General features: G+C 68.0%; 23 protein-coding genes. 12 read left to right on the top strand and 11 right to left on the bottom strand.

Features of this window, described 5'->3' with window-relative positions; all coding sequences use genetic code 11:
* Positions 1-2: 2 nt before the first annotated feature.
* From C5E41_RS08085 to C5E41_RS08070, 3 genes are all read right to left on the bottom strand, one after another.
* Complete coding sequence (locus C5E41_RS08085; RefSeq protein WP_104375220.1) at positions 3-461, bottom strand: MarR family winged helix-turn-helix transcriptional regulator; 459 nt, start codon at positions 459-461, stop codon at positions 3-5.
* A 773-nt stretch (positions 462-1,234) separates the two neighbouring features.
* The gene (locus C5E41_RS08075) at positions 1,235-1,768 is read right to left on the bottom strand and encodes an OmpA family protein (protein WP_146097501.1); all 534 of its coding nucleotides are present in this window, start codon (positions 1,766-1,768) and stop codon (positions 1,235-1,237) included.
* Between the two features lie 255 nt (positions 1,769-2,023).
* Positions 2,024-2,734, bottom strand: coding sequence for a YoaK family protein (locus tag C5E41_RS08070; RefSeq protein WP_258080828.1), 711 nt, complete (start codon positions 2,732-2,734; stop codon positions 2,024-2,026).
* Positions 2,735-3,213: 479 nt separating this feature from the next.
* On the opposite strand from C5E41_RS08070, the gene C5E41_RS34870 reads away from it, so the two are divergent.
* On the top strand, positions 3,214-3,705 hold the full coding sequence (locus C5E41_RS34870) for a winged helix DNA-binding domain-containing protein (protein ID WP_258080827.1): 492 nt from the start codon (positions 3,214-3,216) through the stop codon (positions 3,703-3,705).
* 60 nt (positions 3,706-3,765) lie between these two features.
* Here the strand turns inward: C5E41_RS34870 and C5E41_RS08060 are convergent, their stop codons facing one another.
* Positions 3,766-4,725 (bottom strand): patatin-like phospholipase family protein, encoded by a 960-nt coding sequence (locus C5E41_RS08060; protein WP_104375218.1) that lies wholly within the window; start codon positions 4,723-4,725, stop codon positions 3,766-3,768.
* Between the two features lie 105 nt (positions 4,726-4,830).
* On the opposite strand from C5E41_RS08060, the gene C5E41_RS08055 reads away from it, so the two are divergent.
* A complete protein-coding gene (locus C5E41_RS08055) occupies positions 4,831-5,250 on the top strand; it encodes an NUDIX hydrolase (protein ID WP_030514386.1) in 420 nt (139 codons plus the stop codon).
* Positions 5,251-5,313: 63 nt separating this feature from the next.
* On the opposite strand, the gene dinB is transcribed toward C5E41_RS08055, so the two are convergent.
* The 3 genes from dinB to C5E41_RS08035 all read right to left on the bottom strand — a co-directional run bounded on the left by dinB (position 5,314) and on the right by C5E41_RS08035 (position 8,097).
* On the bottom strand, positions 5,314-6,537 hold the full coding sequence (dinB, locus tag C5E41_RS08050) for a DNA polymerase IV (RefSeq protein WP_104375217.1): 1,224 nt from the start codon (positions 6,535-6,537) through the stop codon (positions 5,314-5,316).
* Between the two features lie 412 nt (positions 6,538-6,949).
* Positions 6,950-7,411: a phage tail protein gene (locus C5E41_RS08040; RefSeq protein ID WP_104375216.1), complete on the bottom strand. Its 462-nt coding sequence runs from the start codon at positions 7,409-7,411 to the stop codon at positions 6,950-6,952.
* 71 nt (positions 7,412-7,482) lie between these two features.
* Positions 7,483-8,097, bottom strand: coding sequence for a class I SAM-dependent methyltransferase (locus tag C5E41_RS08035; RefSeq protein WP_104375215.1), 615 nt, complete (start codon positions 8,095-8,097; stop codon positions 7,483-7,485).
* A gap of 88 nt (positions 8,098-8,185) precedes the next feature.
* On the opposite strand from C5E41_RS08035, the gene C5E41_RS08030 reads away from it, so the two are divergent.
* The 3 genes from C5E41_RS08030 to C5E41_RS36145 are packed head-to-tail and all read left to right on the top strand — an operon-like array spanning position 8,186 to position 10,365.
* On the top strand, positions 8,186-8,863 hold the full coding sequence (locus tag C5E41_RS08030; RefSeq protein ID WP_104375214.1) for a HEAT repeat domain-containing protein: 678 nt from the start codon (positions 8,186-8,188) through the stop codon (positions 8,861-8,863).
* On the top strand, positions 8,857-9,888 hold the full coding sequence (locus C5E41_RS08025; protein ID WP_104375213.1) for a MerR family transcriptional regulator: 1,032 nt from the start codon (positions 8,857-8,859) through the stop codon (positions 9,886-9,888). The genes C5E41_RS08030 and C5E41_RS08025 overlap by 7 nt, the downstream gene beginning before the upstream one ends.
* Positions 9,889-9,948: 60 nt before the next feature.
* The gene (locus C5E41_RS36145; RefSeq protein ID WP_439956531.1) at positions 9,949-10,365 is read left to right on the top strand and encodes a hypothetical protein; all 417 of its coding nucleotides are present in this window, start codon (positions 9,949-9,951) and stop codon (positions 10,363-10,365) included.
* Between the two features lie 34 nt (positions 10,366-10,399).
* Here C5E41_RS36145 and C5E41_RS08010 read toward each other — a convergent pair whose 3' ends face one another.
* Entirely contained in the window at positions 10,400-10,849 is a 450-nt protein-coding gene (locus C5E41_RS08010) for an SRPBCC family protein (RefSeq protein WP_104375389.1), read from the bottom strand.
* A 335-nt stretch (positions 10,850-11,184) separates the two neighbouring features.
* Here C5E41_RS08010 and C5E41_RS08005 point away from each other — a divergent pair, with 335 nt between their 5' ends.
* From C5E41_RS08005 to C5E41_RS07995, 3 genes are all read left to right on the top strand, one after another.
* Positions 11,185-12,303 (top strand): NAD(P)H-dependent flavin oxidoreductase, encoded by a 1,119-nt coding sequence (locus tag C5E41_RS08005; RefSeq protein ID WP_104375212.1) that lies wholly within the window; start codon positions 11,185-11,187, stop codon positions 12,301-12,303.
* A 330-nt stretch (positions 12,304-12,633) separates the two neighbouring features.
* Entirely contained in the window at positions 12,634-13,389 is a 756-nt protein-coding gene (locus tag C5E41_RS08000) for an HNH endonuclease family protein (RefSeq protein WP_104375211.1), read from the top strand.
* Between the two features lie 35 nt (positions 13,390-13,424).
* A complete protein-coding gene (locus C5E41_RS07995) occupies positions 13,425-13,649 on the top strand; it encodes a hypothetical protein (protein ID WP_082857040.1) in 225 nt (74 codons plus the stop codon).
* A 49-nt stretch (positions 13,650-13,698) separates the two neighbouring features.
* On the opposite strand, the gene C5E41_RS07990 is transcribed toward C5E41_RS07995, so the two are convergent.
* Positions 13,699-14,139, bottom strand: coding sequence for an SRPBCC domain-containing protein (locus C5E41_RS07990; RefSeq protein WP_104375210.1), 441 nt, complete (start codon positions 14,137-14,139; stop codon positions 13,699-13,701).
* Between the two features lie 28 nt (positions 14,140-14,167).
* Entirely contained in the window at positions 14,168-14,773 is a 606-nt protein-coding gene (locus tag C5E41_RS07985; protein WP_104375388.1) for a TetR/AcrR family transcriptional regulator, read from the bottom strand.
* 39 nt (positions 14,774-14,812) lie between these two features.
* Here C5E41_RS07985 and C5E41_RS07980 point away from each other — a divergent pair, with 39 nt between their 5' ends.
* The 4 genes from C5E41_RS07980 (at position 14,813) to mtnC (ending at position 19,568) form a co-directional block, all read left to right on the top strand.
* Positions 14,813-16,057, top strand: coding sequence for a KasA/KasB family beta-ketoacyl-ACP synthase (locus C5E41_RS07980; RefSeq protein WP_104375209.1), 1,245 nt, complete (start codon positions 14,813-14,815; stop codon positions 16,055-16,057).
* Between the two features lie 492 nt (positions 16,058-16,549).
* Positions 16,550-18,271, top strand: a complete 1,722-nt coding sequence (gene mtnA, locus C5E41_RS07975) for an S-methyl-5-thioribose-1-phosphate isomerase (protein WP_104375208.1) — start codon at positions 16,550-16,552, stop codon at positions 18,269-18,271.
* Positions 18,268-18,840, top strand: a complete 573-nt coding sequence (locus C5E41_RS07970; RefSeq protein ID WP_104375207.1) for a 1,2-dihydroxy-3-keto-5-methylthiopentene dioxygenase — start codon at positions 18,268-18,270, stop codon at positions 18,838-18,840. The genes mtnA and C5E41_RS07970 overlap by 4 nt, the downstream gene beginning before the upstream one ends.
* Positions 18,837-19,568: an acireductone synthase gene (gene mtnC, locus C5E41_RS07965; protein WP_104375206.1), complete on the top strand. Its 732-nt coding sequence runs from the start codon at positions 18,837-18,839 to the stop codon at positions 19,566-19,568. The genes C5E41_RS07970 and mtnC overlap by 4 nt, the downstream gene beginning before the upstream one ends.
* Before the next feature lie 23 nt (positions 19,569-19,591).
* On the opposite strand, the gene C5E41_RS07960 is transcribed toward mtnC, so the two are convergent.
* On the bottom strand, positions 19,592-20,173 hold the full coding sequence (locus C5E41_RS07960; RefSeq protein WP_030514367.1) for a GTP-binding protein: 582 nt from the start codon (positions 20,171-20,173) through the stop codon (positions 19,592-19,594).
* Between the last annotated feature and the right edge of the window lie 4 nt (positions 20,174-20,177).

Raw genomic sequence — 20,177 nt, 5'->3', positions numbered from 1 at the left:
CGTTACGGGGAGCCGTCGTCGTCGAGCCGTGCGACCAGCGCGGCCAGTGCGTCGCCGAGCGTGCGGCGCTGTTGCGGATCGATATCGTCAAGGGCCGCGGCAAAGCGCTGGATCCGGGCCGAGGTGAGCCCGTTGACCAGCGATTTGGCCTGTTCGGTGACGGTCAGCAACTGAGCTCTGCCGTCGGCCGGGTCGGCGGTGCGTTCGAGATATCCGCACTTCTCCAGGCCCGACACGATACGCGACATCGTGGGGGCGGTGACGTGTTCGGCGGCGGCCAGATCGCCCAGCCGCATCGGGCTGCTGCGCACCAGGGTGCCCAGTGCCGCCGCCGAGCCAGGACTCAGTGAGCCCAGGTCACCGGAGCGCCGCAGCAGCCGGGTGATCCTGCCGAGCGCGAAATACAGATCCGCCGCCTCGGCAAGTTCCTCCGCGCTGCGTGCGCGCTCCTGCTGGATCATGGGCGTTGTCGCTCCTCCGCGTGTGCTGGGACCGTCGGCGATGTCCGATTCAGTAAGTATGCGCTCCCACGCGATCCCGACGCGTTCGGCCTACTCATCGGCGGCGCCGAGCGTTTCCCCGGCCGGCCTGGCCTCGTTCGGTGGGGCGGTTGCGAACCGTGCCCGCGCGCCCGTGCTGGTGGCCGGATCGACGGCGGACATCCTGGGCCCGGCGTCCCAGCCTTGGAGAGTCGAAAATGCTTCGGGCACACGGTATCTTGGACTTGACAATGGGTTAACGGACTCAGGACGGCGATGAACACACCGGCAAACGAACCCCGCGCGCAACGCAGCGCTTCGACCACTCGAACCCCGGAGTGGGACGTCCGCGCTCGAGCTGAGCTCGGGATGTAACGGCGATTGCCGTTTCACTGCCTGGAGCCGTGGTCGTCGTCGCTTGCCATGATGACACGACGCGGGTGACTACGCCTTGAATGCCGCGATCGTGGAGGGGGATTCGTTCCATCGCTACGATCGCGGCCAAATGCAGGTGGCGATGGCGGCGGCCGAAGCCGATCTGAACCTGCATTTCTCGCATTTCGGCCCGGAGCCAATCTGCTCACCGAACTGGAAAGCCTGTTCCGCGATTACGGCCAGTCCGGCGGTGGCCTGGTGCGCAAGCTTTCGTGAGGTCGCTCGTCGTGGTCGGGGCGGCGACGATCACCAAGGTGCTGGTGCCCGGATCGACGCGCACGGAGGTGGAGGGCGGCGATCCGGACGCCGAACGGTGACCGCTACTTCATGGTGACGGAGATCGTCGCCTGATCTATCTGCACGTTCGACTCGATCGGATTGCCTTCCGCGTGCACGGTGATGCGAGCCTTGTCGATCCCCTCGTTCTGCAGGGCCGTGGCGACGTTGTTGCCCCGCGCCTCGGCCAGCGAGTCGGCCGCCCCGGAATTCGAATCCACGGCGTAGGTTTCGATCTTGACCGCGGTGTCGTTGCCCTTGAGCGGAAGCGCCACCGCTTTGATCGTGGCGACATCGGTCGGGCTCAGATCGGAGCTGCCCTTGTCGAAGCTGATCGGCGCCGCGGACAGGACGCTGTTGATCGCGTTCTGCACCGCCTGCTGCGCGGAGTTGAGGGCCGAGCCGACCACCGACGAGGCCGTCGTGGCGAGACTGCTTCGCATATCGGTGTGCTCGCCGTGCGACGTGGTCGTGGTGACCGCGGCCGGACTGCTGTTGTTGTCCGAGGAGCACGCGGCGATCGGAATCAGTGCGGCCGCACCGGTCGCCAGCACCGCTGCCGCTGTGACGATTTTCATGCTGCTTCTCCTGATCTCCGTGCGGTCGCGCCGCAACGCGACCGCCCACGCGTTCTCGTAGCGGAGGACGGCGGCGGAATGGCCGGGCTCCAAACCCTCCGATACGAACCTTTTGAGACGTACATCCACCGCAACCCAGGTCTGGGCGGGTCGGCGACAGCGCGAACGCGGCCGGCGAGACGACCTGACACCTATGAACGACCTGACACCTATGATTCGGTGCCGCCGGTCGCGCGGATACCACGGCCGCGCCCGTTACTCCGAAGAGGGATGGCGCTGCACCCAGCCGAGGTCGGCGTGCCAGGTGTAGGCGGCCACGAGGGCGGAGGCGATGACGGCGGTGTAGAGCATGTCGGCGCCCTCGACGACCAGCGAGACCAGACCGCCGATCAAGGCGCCAGCGGCGAACGACAGCCATTGCACCGCGTAGCCCAGCCATTCACGATGGGTGCCGCCGGCCATATGCCGCTCCACGCCTTGAGCGAATTTCACCAGGGTTCCGGTGACGTAGGAGACCGGGATCGACACCTCGCCGTTCTTGACGAACGAGGTGTTCAGCGAACCCATCCCGAAGGAAACGAGCAGAATCGGCACCAGGCCGAGATCGGAGTCGTGCCGGTAGAGAATCGTGTCGAGGACGGCGGCCAGGGTGAGGGCGGCGGTGGCGAGCATGGTCGCGCCGTGCGGATGGTTGCGCCACCAGTGTCGGCGGCAGATCGAGGCCACCAGGACGCCGGCGAGGAAGAACACGATCAGGGCGAAGGCGCCGGCCGCGAGGGTGTAGTCGCCGAGAAATCCGCCGATGACGGCGCGTTCGGTATTGCCGGTCATGAAGGTGACGAAGTAGCCCTCGGAGTGGGTGTAGGCGGCGGCGCCCACGAATCCGGCCAGGATCAGCAGTGCCGAGGCCAGCCGGGTCTCCAGCGTCCAGAACGGCTCGGGGGAGTCTTCGGATTTCGGAGTCACGGCAACAGACTAGCAATACATGCACAAACACGCATGAATTGCCCTTGTGGTGTGCGAGGCGTCACGACTCTGTGGGTTGTCGGTGGAGAGCCGTAGGGTGAGCGCGCGGATCGGCGGGTGTGCGGACGTGGGAGGTGCGGTGAAGGCCACATGGGGCCAGGTGTTCGCGTGGCGATTGCGGAGGGGATTCGTCGAGGCGCGTGACGCCGGGGATGCGGTCGCGGTGGCGCGGCGACTGGCCGGGGTGTAGGCGCAGGTGACGTCCGTGGCCGAGACCGCGGTGGCCGTGCGGTGCGGGGGAGCGCCGGGAGAGCTCGTACGCGCGCTCGACGCCGGTGAGCTGCTGAAGGCGTGGGCGATGCGCGGCACGCTGCACGCGATGACACCCGACACGGCGGCCGCCGCGTCGGCCCTGATCGCCTCGGTGCGCATGGGAGAAGCCTGCGTGGCAACGCAATTTCGGCGCCGATCCCGGCGATGTGAAGGCGCTGACCGACGCGGTCGCCTACGGTCCGGGCACACCGGAGGCGTTCAACGCCTGGCTCATCCGCGGCGTGTTGCGCAAAAGCACTGTCCGCCAATGGTTCTCCGATCTGGGACCCGAACTCACCGAAGTCGACGTCGAGGGCCGCCGCACCGGGATCCGCACCGAGGACGCCGCCGATCTAGCCGCCACGACTCCCACCGACAGCGTTCGCCTGCTCGGCCCCTTCGACCAATACGCGCTCAGCCCCGGCACCACGGATCCGGTCCTCCTACCTCCGGCCCATCGCACGAAGGTCAGCCGGACCGCCGGCTGGATCTCGCCCCTGGTCCTCGTCGGGGGCCGGATCGCCGGAACGTGGGAAACCGTCGACAACACCCTCCGGGTGAGCATGTTCGACGACGAAGATGTCGATTCGGAGCTGCTCCGAGCCGAGGCCGTCCACCCCGCCCGTGCCACCGGCCGCGACCAGCTGAACCTGGACTGAACCCGCCGAGAGCTGCTCGCCACTTTCCGGTCGGTCACCCGCGGCTGCGGTGGGAACGACTCAGATTGCGACGTCTCCCGTGGATCCGACAGCGCTGCCGAGCGCCGCCCGGGTGGCCGCGCGGCCCAGGTCCAGGGCGCGCAACAGAACCGCGGAATCGCGGGCGACCCGGCCGATCGTGGGCGCGCCCAGGGGTGGGCGGATCTGCAGAATCGACGGGTCGGCCGTCATGCGGTGCTCCTCGGCGGCGAACTGCGTGGCGCGGGCGAGCCAGCTCTCGGCCACTTTCGGGCCCGAAACACCGAGCACTCGCGCGACCACGCGCCGTTCGAAATCCGAGGGGACGCTGGGCTTTTCATCGGACCGCCGGGTACGCAACACAACGATGTGGGTGGCGCCCTGGGCGCGGGCGGTGGTGATGGGCACCGATTCGGACAGTCCGGCATCGACGTAGCGACTGCCGCCCACCGCCACCGGGCGTCCGGCCAGAACCGGCATACAGGTGCTGGCGCGTAGCGCGCGCTGCAGGGTGGGGATATCGCTGATGTGGGGGCGCAGATCCACGGCGCTGCCGTCGGCGATATCGGTGCCGATCGGGTGGAAGGTGACCGGATTGCCGAGGATCGCCGCGAAGTCCATCGGGACGACACGCTCGTACACGGTGTGCACCAGATATCTGGTGTCCACGACCAGACCGCCGCGCAGCGCCCGAGCCGGGGAGATCACCCGCCGCACCACATCTGAATGCCAGGCGCGCCGCGCCCGCGCCGCTCGCCCGCACAACAGCCACGCCCCGTTCAGCGCGCCGGCCGAGGCGCCGTAGACCGCGTCGAAACACCGCAGCACCCCGAGTTCTTCCAGGCCGGTCACCATGCCGTGCGAATAGACCCCGCGTGCCGAGCCACCCTCGATGACCAGGGCCAGCCGCGCCCCGTCGCGATGTTCACCACCAGTGCCGCCGCGGCGTAAGCGTTGCGCGATCAGCTCCACCGGACCCGTCGGCTGCGTACTGTCCGGCATCGCACCACACCTTCCGATCACTGCGTTCAGCTTTGTCTATCACGCCGCGGCGGATGCGTCGCCCGAGGCTCGGACGGTCGGGATGCACCCGGGTAGGCTGCGCGGATGCGGATCGAATCGTCACGGCGCCTCATCGATACCGTGGCCTGGGTGCTGATCGAGGACGGCCGGATCCTGTGCGCCCGCCCGGACGGCAAGGACGAGTTCTACATTCCCGGGGGCAAGCGCGAGGGCGAGGAGACCGATCGGCAGACACTGATCCGGGAGATCTCCGAGGAGCTCACCGTGGTGCTGATTCCGGAGTCGGTTGCCCACGTCGGCACCTACGAAGCCGAATTGCCCGGCGCCACCGAGGTTTCGGTGCGAATGAGCTGTTACACCGCGGACTACGCCGGCACCATCGAGCCGAGCAGCGAAATCGCCGAAATCGCCTGGTTCACCTACGCCGACCGGGCCGCGGTGCCGCCTGTCGACCAGGTGCTGTTCGATGATCTGGTGGCGCGCGGACTGCTACCGGCGCAATGATTCCTGGGGCTCGGTCTTCCGTGGCTCCGACTTCCGTGGCTCCGACTTCCGTGGCCCGGCAATTCAGTCGGGGAGCAGCGGCACCGACAAGCCTTCACCGCGCCCGAGCAGTGCCGCCCGGGTAACGGTTCCGGCGCCGAAGCGGTCGCGCACCGCATCCAGTGCCGCGTCGAGTGTGGTGTCCGGGCCGGCATCCAACGGCAGCATCAGCTGCCGTGGATCCGTATTCTGCAGGTTCGTCAGGGCGAGCCCGATGAGCGTGATACCGCGTTCCTCGATCAGTGGGCGCGCGGCCGCGAGCAGGGTGCGGGCGGCCCGCAGGATCGTCGCCCCGTCGTCGGTGGCGGTCGGCAGGGTGTGCGAACGGGTCGCGCGGCCGAAATCGGCGAAGCGTAAGCGCAGCACGACGGTTCGGCAGATCCGTCGCGCCGTCCGCAAGCGGTGCCCGAGCCGATCCGCCAGGCCGTGCAGATAGGCCTCGATCTCGGCATCGGTGCGCGGCCGGTTTCCCAGCGCGCGCTGCGCACCGATCGATCGGCGCCGGCGACCGGTGTCGACCCGGCGCGGATCCCGCGCCCAGGCGAGGGCGTGCAGATGGCGTCCGGCGGCGCGACCGAGCAGACCGCACAACTCCATCGGGTCGGTATCGGCCAGTTGCCCGATCCGGGTGATGCCGTGTTCGTGCAATGTCCGCGCGGTCACCTCGCCCACGCCCCAGAGCCGTTCGACCGGCAGCGGATGCAGGAACTCGAGTTCGGCCTCGGGCCGCACCAGCAGCAGGCCGTCGGGTTTGCAGACCGCACTGGCCACCTTGGCGAGGAATTTGCTCCGCGCCACGCCGACCGAGATGGGCAGTCCGACCTCGGCCCGCACCCGCGCCCGCAATCCGGCCGCGATATCGATCGGGGCACCCGAAGTGCGATGCAGCCCACCGACATCGAGAAAGGCCTCGTCGATGGAGATGCCCTCGACCTCCGGAGTGGTGGCATGGAAGATCTCGAACACGGCCCGGCTCGCCTGCGCGTAGGCCGACATCCGCGGCGGCACCACGACCGCATGCGGACACAGCCGCAATGCTTGCCGCGCGTTCATCGGCGTCCGCACCCCGTACGCCTTCGCCTCGTAACTCGCCGCCAACACCACCCCGCCCCCGACGATCACCGGTTTTCCCCGCAACTCCGGTGCGTCCCGCTGCTCGACCGACGCATAGAACGAATCCAGATCGGCATGCAGAATCACCGCCCCCTTACGGCCCCCTTCCGCCGGTTCCCCATCCGATGCGAACATACGTTCGATACTAGACCACTCTCGTCGGGCCACCTGCGCCGATCGCGACGGTCTCGGGCGTGGCCTGCTTCGGTCACGAGCAGCTGGAACCGGACCGGTCGCCTGGGCGAATACGCAGGCAGCGATCGCCGCCTTGCGCGCCGATGCCCCGACCGCCGCTGAGACGGACTGGGTACAGATCGTGGAGTGGTACGCCGAACTGCTGAATCCGACGGGTAGGTACGCCGCGGCGGCGGGCACCGCCACCAGCGTGCCGGAGCGCGACCACCTCACCCGCGAGGTCGCCCGGGTTCGCTGCGTCGGCGAACCGACCGCCCCACGAGATTCACAGAGCGAGGTTCTCACAGCGGCGGAGTCGGTGCCTTGTGAGCGTGCCCGCCCGGTACCGGTCCCGGCCGCGGCGGCCCGCGAATCAGTACTGGTTCTTGATGACGAAGTAGGAGCCGCGAATTGTGCCCGCCAGCTTCGACTTCTGCCTCGCGAACTTGAAAGACGAGAGTTCCGTGGGGATGTCCATCCCGTCGGAGAGCTTGAAACCCACTGCCCGCTTACCGGAATCGTCGATCGAATACATGACGTTGATCGACAGGCCGTTCTCGTAGAAGACATAGGCGAAGCGGATGCCGTCCGCTTCGAAGGCCGTGGCCTCGAGTGGGCGGGAGGCGATGACGATGCCGCGTTCGTCCTCGAGGATCCGGCTGACCCAGTCGATGGTCGACTGGGCCTCCTTGGCCGGCTCCACCGTGAAGACGTGGTCGTACTTGTTCTTGAAGTATCGGGCCTCGTTGGCGCGCAGGCCGGCCAAAGTGTCCGCGACCGGGGACGATTCGAGTCCGTCGGTCGATACCGTCGTGAAGTCCACTGTGTAGGTCATGGCGAACTCCTCCGCGAGTGTGTCGGTCGAACTCTACAGCGTCGTAGGTCGCGGACCGGGCAGGTTCGGCCTCACTCCGCGCGCGAGAACACCGCCACCAGAAAGTCGGATTCGTCGGTGAACGGGCGCAGATCCCATGTCGAAAGCCGCAGATCCACCCTGAGTCCGGCGTGTTCGGCGTCGGCCAGGAATTGCGGGAACTCGTAACCGCGGTCGGCGCCGAACCCGACCACCACCCGCCCGGCGGGTGCCAGATGGCGCGCGAAACCGGATAGCACCGCGCCTCGGGTGGAGGGCGCCAGGAATGTCATCACGTTGCCCGCGCACACGATCGCGTCGAAGTCGCCTTCGATCCCGCGACTCGGCAGATCCAGTTCGGCGAGGTCACCGACCAGCCAGATCGGACCGGGATGGTCCTGTTCCGCCGCAGCGATCAACACCGGATCGACGTCGACGCCGACCACGACATGACCGGCGCGATACAGGTAGCCGCCCAGCCGCCCCGGACCGCATCCGGCGTCCAGAATCCGGCTACCGCGGCCGACCATCGCATCGATCAGGCGCGCTTCGCCCACGATGTCCGCGCCCTCGGCCGCCATCGCCCGGAAACGCTCCACATACCACGTCGAATGCGCGGGATCGGCGGCAGTGATCTCTTCCCACTGGCTGGGCGTGCGTCCGCTCATGGTCTGTTGCCTTTTCTCTCGGTCCGGTGCGTGTACTTGACCTTGCCATCGTGACAAGGTCTTCACTGGACTTCCGGAGGTGGTTCCGATGACTTCGACACACAGGAACACACAGAACACGCGAGTACTCGACGCACTGGCGGCGGACAACTCGTCGACACGGCTCGAGGCGGCGCTGGCGCTCGGCACCCGTCCCGCGGCCGATATGGTCGATGCGCTGGTCGAGCGGTGCGCGATCGAGCCGGACTTCTTCGTGCGCGACATGCTCACCTGGGCGCTCACCCGGCTACCGGCTGCGGTCACAGTTCCGAAACTGCGTGCGCAACTGGATTCGGACCGTCCCCAGGCGCGCAGCCAAGCGCTGCACACCCTGTCCAAGATCGGGGACCGCGGCGCCTGGCCCGCGATCACGCGGTCGTTGCTGCAGGACAGCGACGACGACGTCGCACGCAGTGCGTGGCGGGCCGCCGTCATCCTCGTGCCCGACGCCGACCGGGACGTGCTGGCGCAGACACTGGCGACCCAGTTCGGCCGCGGGGACCGGGAGGTGCGGCTGAGTTTGAGCCGCGCCCTGGTCGCTTTGGGCGAGGTCGTCGAACCGGTTCTGCGGTCGGCGATGACGAACCCGGATCCGGTGGTGCGGGCACACGCGCGCGCCACCGAAGGCCTGCTACATGATCCGGACGCCGGTTTCGACCTCGCGATCGACGAGGCCAGAAGGGTTCGTGCGCTCGGACCGGACCGGGAGGAGTCGGCCGCGTGCTGATCGGCGAAGTGGCCCGTTATTCGGGAGTGAGCGCCCGGATGCTCCGGCACTACGACTCGCTGGGGCTGGTGCGGCCGACCGGCCGCACCATCGGCGGCTACCGGGAATATTCGGTCGAGGACATCCGGCGGATCTTCCATGTCGAAGGTCTGCGGTCACTGGGCCTGTCGCTGACCCAGATCGGGCGGGCCCTCGACGACCCCGGCTTCACGCCGTCCGCACTGGTCGGCGACCTCGTGCGAGCGACCGAAGAGCGCTTGAGCCGGGACCGGGAGCTGCTCGAACGACTGCGTGCGGTCGAGGCGGCCGAACCCTCCGGCTGGCAGGACGCGCTGCGCATCGTCGAGCTCTTGCGCGGACTGGGGTCGTCCGATGCCGCCCGTCGGCAGCAGGCCGTCCTCGCTCCGGCCGAGGAGATGCCGGTCGAGCTGCTCGCCGAGGCGGTGCTCACCGAATCCGATCCCTATGTCGCGGGGGCGCTGCGATGGGCGCTCGCGCGGGCCGGAGCGGAGGGAGTGCTGCACGTGGCCGCCGGCCTGGACTCCGCCGATGTCGAGGTCCGACGGCGGGCGGTGGCGGCGCTCGCCGAGATATCCGGGAAGGAGGCCGGCGCGGTGCTACTGGAGGCGCTCACCGACGCGGACGCGACCGTCCGCAGGATCTCCGCACTCGCCCTCGGCGCGCGTGGGGAGACCCGCGCGGTTCCGGAACTCGTCGCCACCGTAATCGAGGGCCCGAACGACGTCGAAGCGGCCGAACTCCTGGGATCGCTGGCTCGCGACGCGCAGTGGGCGGATCGCATCCTGGGCGCACTGGCCGGCGAGCTGGCCGCACATCCGCCGGGTTCACCGGTGCGGCTCCGGCTCACCCAGGCACTGGCGGAGCTGCCCGGCTGCCTCGCGCTGAATACGTTGCGGCCCTTGATAGACGACGACGATCGGACGGTCGCGCTGCTCGCCGCGGCCCTGGTCCGCACGCTCGAACACAGGCCACCCGCGGGCCGCGGCTCCACCGAGCTCGCATGATCGCTCCCCGCGCGGGTATCGCGTGATGCGCAATGCGCAGGGACTCATTCAAGCGGTCGGGTGGATGCGGGCGGGCGGCGGCAGTACCTGTGTCACGAACAGTGGCGGCGAGAACGCGACGAGGAGAAGTTCGACCGCATGCTCGAGGTGGCGGCACAGCTACCGAGCCTGCGCGAGCGGGCCGTACTGTGCGAACAGGCGCGGCGGTGGAATCTCGATCGGCAACCGCTGGTCGACGAGCGGCTGCGCACGCAGGTGCACACCCAGGTGCGGGAGGCGATCTCGGGCGGCGCGAAAGCGCTGGTGGGCGGGCGGATTCCTGAGGGCACCGGCACGTCGGTCTTCGGTGGCGCGCCCGGCGGCGCGGCGCAACCGCGCGGCACGTCCGGCACCGGATTCGGTTATGGTCCCGAACTTCTCGACGAGATGACCACCACCAAGGTGGTGCACATGGAGCCAGCGCCGCCGCGGCGCTGACTGTTCACCCGACAGAGCAGACAACCCGCGCGGATCAGGGTTCGACCTCGTCGAGCACCTCGTGCAGCCGGTTCAAGGTGCCCCGCCATCCCCGCTCCATCGCGTTGCGGGCCATCTTCTGCCGCCGATCGCCGATGTCGAAACCGGTCTGAGTCAACAACACTCGCGTCCCGCGCCCCTGCGCCTCGAGCACCCAGTCGACCACCCACCGGGCGGGAAACTTCGCCCGCAGGTCGATCCAGGTGTAGGTCAATTGTTCACCCGCGCGGGCCGCCAGCACTTCACACGCGATCTCCGCGCTCGGCTCGGTCGGAACCGCGAAGATGAAATGCGTGCCCGCCACCGGTTCGAGCCCGATCGACCGCATCAGCCAGCGTTCGACCAGATCCGGTTCGGTCAGCGCCCGCCACAGCAGGGCCGGAGCGTGCGGGAAGAACCCGCCGATCTCCACCGCGGCCGGATCCAATTCCGATTCGTAGGTCACCGGCACACCCCCGGCCCGATCACATCCATCCCAGGAGCATTCCACGTCTCCGGGCGACGCACGCGGAACCGGCCGGTCGGCAAAGGTCGCACCCATCCGGACGCCGCAGGCTCGGTGGAGCGGTTGATCGACGCCTAACTAGAACATGTTGCCCACACTGAATGGCGAAAACGGGCCGATGACCTCCTCCTCGACAACGGCGTGTAACCGCCATCGACCGGCATTTTCGGCTCAACTCTCGATTCCTGATCGATGAGTCACTAGTCTTAATATGAAACGTGTTCTAGTGTTGTGGCGAAGTTCCAGCGCCGGAAGACCAGAGGAGTCACCCCGCCATGCATACCGAGATCTGCGAACGACTGGGCATCGATGTCCCCATCTTCGCTTTCACCCATTGCCGCGACGTGGCCGCCGCGGTGAGCAACGCCGGCGGGCTCGGCGTCCTGGGTGCGGTCGGTTTCACCGCCGAGGAGCTGGAGGTCGAACTGGCCTGGCTCGATGAACATGTGCACGGCGTGTACGGCGTCGACCTCGTCATCCCGTCCAAGTACGAGGGCAAGGGCATCGACGGACTGAGCCCCGCGCAGCTGGAAGCCGAACTGGCCAAACTGGTTCCGCAGGGCCACCGCGATTTCGCCGAGAAGATCCTCGCCGACCACGGCGTCCCGAAGCTGCCCGAGGGCGAACATCACGAGCAGCTGCTGGGCTGGACGGCCACCACGGCCGGTCCGCAGGTCGACGTCATCCTGAAGCACCCCAAGGCGAAGCTGGTCGCCAACGCGCTCGGCACCCCGCCCGACGACATCGTCGAGAAGGTCCAGGATTCGGGCCGTTTGATCGGCGCACTGTGTGGCTCGGTCAAGCATGCGCTCAACCACAAGCGCGCCGGCTTGGACTTCGTGGTCTGCCAGGGCACCGAGGGTGGCGGCCACTGCGGTGAGATCTCCTCGCTGGTGCTGTGGCCGCAGGTGATCGACGCCGTCGGCGATCTGCCGGTACTCGCCGCCGGGGGGATCGGCAACGGCCGCCAGGTCGCCGCCGCGATGGCGATGGGCGCCGCGGGTGCGTGGACCGGCTCGATCTGGCTGACCGTCGAGGAGGCCAATGTGCCGCCCGCGCAGATGCAGACCTACATCGATGCCACCAGCCACGACACCGTGCGGTCGCGGGCGTGGACGGGTAAGCCCGCCCGCATGCTGCGCAACGACTGGACCGAGGCGTGGGAGCGGCCGGACACCCCGGATCCGCTGGGCATGCCGCTGCAGATGATGGTCGCCCTCGACGGCGTCAAGCGCGGCCACCGCTATCCCGAGGCGGCCAAGGACGTCAACTTCAACCCCGTCGGCCAGGTCGTCGGCATGATGAACAAGGTCGAGCGGACCTCCGACGTCATGCAGCGCCTGATGGAGGAGTACCTCGAGGCCTGCGAGCGGCTGAACAAGCTCAACAGCTGACGATGCCCGTCCGGCGGGGCCGCTGTGCCCTGCCGGACCGCTCTTTCCACCTCGGCTCCCCATATACCTCGGCTCCATATCGAAGCGGCTACGGAAGCAACTGGTGCACTTGCGGTTTGCCGGTGCCGGTTGACACTCTGTATGCGCGATGAGAAGTACATACGGTGAACGGCCCGAATGCGGCCGGCAAGTTGATCAGTACCCCACCGTCCGAAGGTTTGCTCGGATTGCGCTCGAAGGCACCGCATTCCGGCCTCGGGCATTCCGCGGCTCGCGGTGCGCGCCCGACCACACGATCGGGGCGCGGTGGTGAAGATATCCTCTCCCGGTATGCGCCGGTTGGCCGCGATCGTGGCGCCCGTCCTCCTCGCCATCGTGCTGGCCGTGGGGTACAGCTTCATCGACGAGGCTGGTAAGAAGAGCGATCCGAAACCCGATTCCGCTGCCGCCGCTACCTTTTCCGGTAAAGAAGTCAACGCCCTGCTCGGGAAACTCGTCGTCGCACCGGAAGCGCCGATGACCGGGTACAGCCGCGAACAATTCCCGCATTGGGATCAGAACACTCCCGAACACGGATTCGGCGACAAATACGCCCAGTACGCCAAATGCACCACCCGCGATGTGATGATGCTGCGCGACGCCACGGGCTCGGTGACCCTCGACGCGGCGACCTGCAAACTGACGCTCGGCAAGGACGGTGGCTGGCGCGACCGTTACGGCGTACTCGACGCCAAGACCGGAAAACTCAAGCCCTACAAATGGATCACCGACCCCGCCGGAGTCGACGCCGAACATATCGTCCCGCTGGCCGAGGCCTGGCGTTCCGGCGCGCAATCTGTCGACACCGATACGCGCCGCAATATCGCCAACGATGCGATCAATCTGGTCGCCTCCGACCCGTCGGCCAACCGGTCCAAGGGTGACCAGGATGCGGCGAATTATCTGCCACCCGGCGTGTTCCGCTGCGAGTACGTTCAGCGCTACATTCGCATCAAGGTAAAATACGGTTTGACCATCGACACGGCGGAACAGACCGCATTGCGCACCGCGGTCGACGACTGCCTCCACCGAGGAGAGTTCACATAGGCGACATCATCGAAATCACCGGTAAGGCCGCCGTCATGACCGACGAGGAAGGGACGGTGTCCGGCGAACTCGATGTCACCGTCGACGAGCAGGGCAGGGGACTGGTTCGCTATCGGGATACCGAAACCTGGTATCACATCGGCAATCTCGATGGCGAACCCGCCCGCACCTGGACCGACGTCGCCGAACTCGTCAGCGCGATCGACGCCGGTCGCGGGAACCGCGACGCCGCGGGCAACACGATCCCGTTCGAGGCCTGAACGCCCGACGCGAGGATTCGACCGCCTGCGAGGCTCAGCGCAGGGATGCTCAGCGCAGCGATTCTGCGCGCTCCTTGACCGCCGCGGTCATGCCACCGAAGCCGGAATGCAGTGCCTTGCCGAGCGCCAGCGTCACGACCGGCCCCAGCAGGCCGCCCAGCTCGAAATGCGACCGGTACCGGGTGCGGCCGTTGTCGAGTGGCGTCACGGTGTGCGAGCGCAGGCTGTGCAGGATGCCCAGCGGCACCGGCTTCATGCTGTAGCTGAATTCGATTCCGGGCGTGCGGGTCCGGATGCATTCGACCTGCTTGCGCGGCTTCGGCGAACCCAGCCGCACGTGCATCTCGATCGGATCGCCGGGTTCGAGCGTGCTGCGGCATTCGATGACGAACGGATTCCATTCACCGTAGCTGCCCAGGTCGGTCAGCACCTTCCACACCACCTCGGCGGGTGCGTCGATCTCCACGGTGTCATCGATCACGAAAGCCATGGCGGCAACAATACTGAAACTTGTTCTATCAGCGATACCGTGGGTCCGCTGATCGACCGGCGCCGGGTTCGGGCAGTGTGAGCGATTGGGTGATCAGCAGCCGCGCCGCGCGCGACACGCGGGCGGTGTCGCCGGTGACGAACCGGTCCTGCAGCAACCCGCGCACGCCCGAAATGAGCAGAGTGGCGGTGGATTCCGGGTCGGCGACGGTGGGCTCGAAGCTCCTCAGCACATCGGTGAGCGTGGTGACCAGAACGTGTACGGCGTCTTCGCCGTAGGAACGGAACGGGCTGTCGGGCACCGCGGCCACCCCCATCACCTGCAACAGCACGCGCGTGCTGGACACCCATTCCGTCGTGATGTTGACGCTGAACGATTCGATGAGACGGCGGCGCAGGGCCGGCAGGTCGGGAACGTCGGCGAACATGCCCGCGATATCGGGGCGCTGGGTCTCGAGCGCCGCGATCAGCATCTGTTCCTTTGTCCCGAAATAGTGAATCAACATGCGCGAGCTGGTTCCCAGGTATTCCGCCAGCGGACGCAGCGAGAGTTCGGTCAACCCGTATTCGCCGATATAGGCGATCACCCCGGCGAGCAGTTCCGCGCGCCGGGCCTGGTCGAGTGGTCGAGGCACATGTTGACTGTAGCGGTCGCTACGGGTATTCATATCCGCATGAGTGTAACGACTGCTACACAAACGTCGCGGAATGTCGTCGTCACCGCCATGGCCGCCACCACCTGCCTCGGCCCCGACCTCGACAGCACCTGGTCGGCGCTGCTGGCGGGCAAGAGCGGGATCGGGCCGCTCACCGACGAGTTCGTGACGCGTTACGACCTGCCCGTGCGGATCGGCGGGCGGCTGACCGAACATCCGGGCGCTCACCTGACCCGCATCGAACAGCGTCGGCACTCCTATGTGCAGCAGCTGGCGCTGGTACTCGGCCGCCAGGTCTGGTCGGAGGCGGGGACACCGGAGGTCGACGCCGAACGCCTCGCGGTGGCCGTCGGCACCGGACTCGGTGGCGGGGATGCCTTTCTCACTGCGGTCGACGCGATGCGGGAGGGCGGGTATCGCAAGGTGCCGCCGCTGACGGTTCCGATGGTGATGCCGAACGGGCCGGCCGCCCGGGTGGGGCTCGAATTCGACGCGAAGGCAGGGGTTTACGCGCCGACCTCGGCGTGTTCCTCGGGCGCGGAGGCAATTGCGCAGGCGTGGCGGCTGATTCGCACAGGCGAGGCCGATGTCGTGATCGCCGGTGGCGTGGAGGGATATATCGAGGCGATCCCGATCGCCAGCTTCGCCATGATGCGGGCGATGAGTACCCGCAACGACGAACCCGGCCTGGCCTCACGGCCTTTCGACCGCGATCGCGACGGGGTCGTCTTCGGAGAGGCGGGTGCGCTGCTGGTTCTGGAATCGGAGGAGTTCGCGCGGGCCCGCGGGGCCACCGTGCACGGCCGGATTCTCGGCGCGGGAATCACTTCCGACGGCTACCACATCACCGGCACCGACCCCGACGGCGCGGGCGCGGCCCGAGCGATGCGCAGGGCCATCGCCACCGCGGACCTGACCGCCGCCGACATCGACCACATCGACGCGCATGCCACCTCGACCCCGATCGGCGACGCGTCGGAAGCCAACGCCATTGCGGCCGTAGCGAAGCATGCGTCGGTGTACGCGCCGAAGTCCGCGCTCGGACATTCGATCGGTGCGGTCGGAGCGCTCGAGGCCATCCTCACCCTGTGCACACTGCGCGACCAGACCGTGCCTCCCACACTGAATTTCGACAATCCCGACCCTGGCGTGGAACTCGACATCGTGCACGGGATGGCCCGTCCACAGCGAATCTCACAGGCGTTGAGCAATTCCTTCGGGTTCGGAGGACACAACGTCACACTCGCATTCGGGCGCGCCTGACGCCTTCGGCCCAGGTGGCTCCGGCGATGTGGAACAACCGCTGTTCACGCTTGTCCACCGGCCGTTGTGGATGACACGCCGACTGTGGACAACCACTCCGGAACTGCGGTAACGGCACGACATTTCGCCCAAACGGCGACGGAAAACCCTGACCGGCAGCGTCTTCGAGCGATAGTCGGCGAAAGGATGGTTCCGGACCGGCCGGCCCGCGGCGCCATCGGCCGCTGTGCAGCCGCGGATACACACGGCCACTTGCCGCGCGCACATGCCGGATCGCGAGGGTACGCGAGCGCCACAGCGGAGTCGGAGCCCACCTGCGGCCGCGCACGCGGTGCACGTGTGCGCACACTGCCGTTTTCGGGACGGCTCACGACCGGTAGCGGCAGCCGCAGGATCGGATCCGGGCGAGGGTAAACCTGGTGCGGGCCGGTGACCTCTGATTCGCTACCGTTTGAGGGGTAGCTGGGTCGAGTGGTGAGGGTTGTGCGCGGAATGGGTGAAAGTTCGATCACGTGGGTCGACGGCGCCGTGGTGACGATCGATCAGCGCGCGCTGCCGCACGAGGTGCGCACGCTGCGGCTGACGACAGTCGACCAGGTGATCGACGCGATCGCCACCCTGGCGGTGCGCGGCGCCCCCGCGATCGGCGTGACCGGGGCCTTCGGAGTCGCGCTCGCCGCGCTCGCCCATCCCGGCGATCCCGCACAGGTCCGAGCCGAGGCCGTCCGGATCGAGGGCGCCCGGCCCACCGCGGTGAATCTGTCCTGGGGCGTGCGACGAGCCCTGGCGAAATTCGCCGACGGCGGCGCCGCGGGGGTGCTCGCCGAGGCACAGGCACTGCTCGCCGAAGACGGCCGGGTCAACCGGGCCGCCGCCGAACACGCCGCCGACCTGGTGCAACGGCTGTGCCCGGATCGTCCACTGCGGATGCTCACCCACTGCAACACCGGCCGTCTGGCCACCACCGCGTTCGGCACGGCGATCGGGGCGCTGCGCGTGCTGCACGCGCGCGGCGTGATCGACAGCGTCCTGGTCGACGAAACCCGCCCGCTGCTGCAGGGCGCGCGCCTGACCACATGGGAACTGGCCGAGGCCGGCATTCCGCATCGGCTCACGGTCGACTCGGCCGCCGCCTGGGCGATCGCGACCGGGCAGGTGGACTGTGTGATCGTCGGCGCGGACCGCATCACCGCCGACGGCTCGGTGGCCAACAAGATCGGCACGTACGGACTGGCACTGGCCGCTCGCCATCACGGCATCCCGTTCATCGTGGTGGCGCCCGAATCCACACGCGACGCGGCGACCGCGACCGGCGCCGACATCGTCGTCGAACAGCGCGGGTCTGCGGAGATCACCCACGTCGGCGACTATGTGGCCGCCCCCGAGGGCACCGCGGTCTTCAACCCGGCCTTCGATGTCACACCGCCCGAACTGGTGACCGCCGTGGTCACCGAGAACGGCTTGGTCGACGAGACGAATCCGCTTGCGGCGCAGGCGATCGTCGCCGCCGATCCGCGCGCCGCCGATTCCGCTGCCCAGGACCCCGCCGATTCGCCGAACGCCGCCGCGATCGCGACCCTGGCACGCGACCTGTACGCCCGCGGGTGGATGCCGGGCACCGCCGGCAACATCTCCGTGCGTGACGGCGCTTCCGGGGTGGGATCCGAGACCGCCTCGGCGGCCTCCGGTCCCACCGCGGTCGTCACCGGCAGCGGCCTGTCCAAAGGTGAGTTGACCGCCGCGGATATGGTCCGGGTGCGGATCGAGAACTCCGAACCGCTGGCCGGGGACCGCCGTCCCTCCGCGGAGACCGCGATCCACACCGCGATCTACCGCACGACCGAGGCCGCGGCGGTGGTACACGTGCATTCACCGCGGGCCACCGCGGCCTCCATCGGCGCCCCGAACCCGATGCGATTCACCGGTTTCGAACTGATCAAGGGTCTGCGCTCCGGCGACACCATCGACATTCCGGTCTTCCCCAATCACGCCGACGTGTCGAGAATAGGCGCGGAGATCGACCGATATCTGCGCGCGCATCCGGCGGCCCCGCCGGTGCTGTTCATCGCCGGGCACGGCATCACCGCCTGGGGCGCCGATCTCGCGCAGGCCCGCGACCGCGCGGAGTGCCTGGAGGCCCTGTGTGAACTGGTGTCGCTCACCGGACGCCGCGACATCTCCACCGACCGCATTCTCGAGGAGCAACCGCAATGACCCTGTTGCATATCGCGGCCGACACCGATCCGGCCGACGTGCGTCTGCACACCACCGACCCGGACCGCATCGCGGCCGAACTGGCTGCGCGCGGAATCGTTTTCGACCGCTGGCCCGCTCAGGCCGTGACCGCCGACATCGCGTCCGAGGAGATCCTCGGGAACTACCGGGATCGGATCGGCGATCTCAACGTCGACGGCCGCTACCGCCATATCGACCTGGCCCGGCTGCATCCCGACGACAGCGATCCGCAGTGGCCCGAACAGGCGCGCGCGGCGCGGCAGAAGTTCCTGTCCGAGCATCGCCACGCCGAGGACGAGGTGCGCTTCTTCGTCTCCGGTCGCGGCTGCTTCTACCTGCACCTGGAACCGGAGGTCGTCGCGGTGGTCTGCGAGGGCGGTGATCTGGTGTCGGTGCCCGCGGGGACGCGACACTGGTTCGATATGGGAACCCGCCCGGACTTCGTGGCGATCCGGTTCTTCGAAGAGGCCGACGGCTGGATCGGCGATTTCACCGGCGATCCCATCGCACAGGGCTTTCCGACGCTGGACGAGCTCGTCGCCGCATGAGCGACGAGCATCGATCCGACGGCCGGGGCCCTTCGATCCGGGCGGTCGTCGTGGATATCGAGGGCACCACCAGCCCCACCACCTCGGTCCGCGAAGATCTGTACGGCTACACCCGCCGCCGACTGCCGCGGTGGCTGGCGGATGACCCCGACGGCACCGCGAAGACGGTGATCGAGCAGACTCGTGACCTGGCCGGGCGGCCGGACGCCGACCTCGACGAGATCGCCGGCATATTGCGCGGCTGGCTCGATTCCGACGTCAAGGCGGCGCCGCTGAAGACCGCGCAGGGGGTGATCTGCGCTCGGGGATTCCGCGAGGGCGCCCTGTTCGGCGAGTTCTTCCCCGACGCACCCGTGGCGCTGCGTGCCTGGCACGGCGCCGGACTCACCCTGTGGGTGTATTCGTCGGGTTCGGTGCGCAATCAACAAGATTGGTTCGCGTATGCGCGCGGGGGCGAGCTGGCGTCGCTGATCAGCGGCTGGTTCGATCTGGCCAATGCCGGGCCGAAGCGCGAGGAGCGGTCCTATCGCCGCATCGCGGCGGAGATCGGCGTGGCGGCAGGGGCGATCCTGTTCCTGTCCGACCATCCCGACGAATTGGATGCCGCGGTGGCAGCGGGGTGGCAGGCGGTCGGCGTCACCCGTGCCGGCGAGCCCAATTCGCCGCGGCCGCCGCATCGGTGGATCGGCAGCTTCGCCGAGCTGGATCCGGTGGCGGCCGCCCGCTGAGCGGCCGCGCGCCGATCCGACGCTCAGGCCACCGAGCTGGTGGCCCGCGCGATGAGATGTTCGACCAGCGTCATCAGCACCGTCTTGCAGGAGCTGCGGTCGCGCGCATCGCAGAGCACCACGGGAATGTGGGCGTCGAGATCGAGCGCGTCGCGCACTTCCTCGGTGGTGTAGACCGGGGCGTTGTCGAAGCAGTTCACCGCGACCGCGAACGAGAGCCCGCGCCGTTCGAAGAAATCGATGGCGGCGAAGGAGTTCTCCAGCCGGCGGGTGTCGGCGATGACCACCGCTCCGAGCGCGCCGCGCGCCAATTCGTCCCACAGGAACCAGAATCTGTCCTGGCCGGGCGTACCGAACAGGTACAGCACCAGGTTCTGGTCGATGGTGATGCGACCGAAGTCCAGCGCCACGGTGGTGGTGGTCTTGCCCTCCACGCCCGACAGATCGTCGATGCCGGTGGACAATTCGGTGATCAGTTCCTCGGTGCGCAGCGGTGTGATCTCGCTGATCGAGGACACCATGGTGGTCTTCCCGACGCCGAAACCGCCGGCTACGAGGATTTTGACCGAGGCAGCCAGGTCGGCCGAGGACGAAATATCAGGCACGGTG

This window comes from Nocardia nova (genome assembly GCF_002933465.1).
In the GTDB taxonomy this organism is placed as follows: Bacteria; Actinomycetota; Actinomycetes; order Mycobacteriales; family Mycobacteriaceae; genus Nocardia; species Nocardia nova_B.
This window is presented reverse-complemented; position numbering and strand designations above follow the sequence as displayed.